The sequence below is a fragment of the Erwinia sp. MYb416 genome (assembly GCF_037479575.1).
Lineage (GTDB): Bacteria > Pseudomonadota > Gammaproteobacteria > Enterobacterales > Enterobacteriaceae > Erwinia > Erwinia rhapontici.
The window spans coordinates 1-663 of the sequence record NZ_JBBGYT010000410.1 but is presented as its reverse complement, the minus strand read 5'-3'; the positions used below and the strand labels follow the sequence as shown (position 1 = coordinate 663).

Genomic DNA, 663 nt, shown 5'->3' with positions numbered 1-663 from the left:
GGGGAATCTCAATAATACTGTATTTATATACAGTATCGCTGAATCTGTGCTGCGATCAAGCGCCTTGCGATGAGATTCTGGAAAGCACCTGAAGTGGCGGGAAATTTAGTTGTCGATGCGTCTTCACCATCACCGCGACATTTAACGCGGCACCCGTTGTCGCCTGCAACGTTCTGAGCAGTAGCGCACCTCTTCCCAGCAGTTCGCCCATTTTCTGCGCCAGCTGAAAGGCCGCCCGCAGACGGCACAGATTTTAACCGGGAGCTCACTCTTTTTTTTCACAACGCCTCACCGGCATCCAGGCGGGCCAGAAGCCCTTCCCCGCGTTGCCAGAGCGCCTGCTGCCGGGATTCTGTCATACGCTCAAGGTTTTGATACGTCAGGCTCATACGCGGATAGTCCCGCAGAATATTGCTATGGCGCATCAAAAAATGCCAGTAGAGAGCGTTGAACGGGCAGGCATTGTCAGTGGTGCTTTCACTGACTTTATACGCACAGCCACGGCAGTAGTCAGACATACGGTTTATATACAGGCCGCTGGCGCAGTAGGGTTTAGAGCCCAGATATCCCCCGTCGGCATGCATCACCATACCCAGCGTATTGGGGAGTTCAACCCAGTCAAATGCATCCATATAGATCGCCAGATACCACTGACATACCTCC

The 663-nt window shown here is 53.1% G+C and carries 1 protein-coding gene and 1 pseudogene; both read right to left on the bottom strand.

All coding sequences use genetic code 11. The features are described 5' to 3' along the window. Nucleotides 1-141: 141 nt before the first annotated feature. On the bottom strand, nucleotides 142-282 hold the full coding sequence (locus tag WH277_RS05650; RefSeq protein WP_227536147.1) for a DUF2256 domain-containing protein: 141 nt from the start codon (nucleotides 280-282) through the stop codon (nucleotides 142-144). Then, nucleotides 279-663 (bottom strand): annotated as a pseudogene (locus WH277_RS05645) (cryptochrome/photolyase family protein); the annotation flags it as partial. The pseudogene WH277_RS05645 and the gene WH277_RS05650, both read right to left, overlap by 4 nt.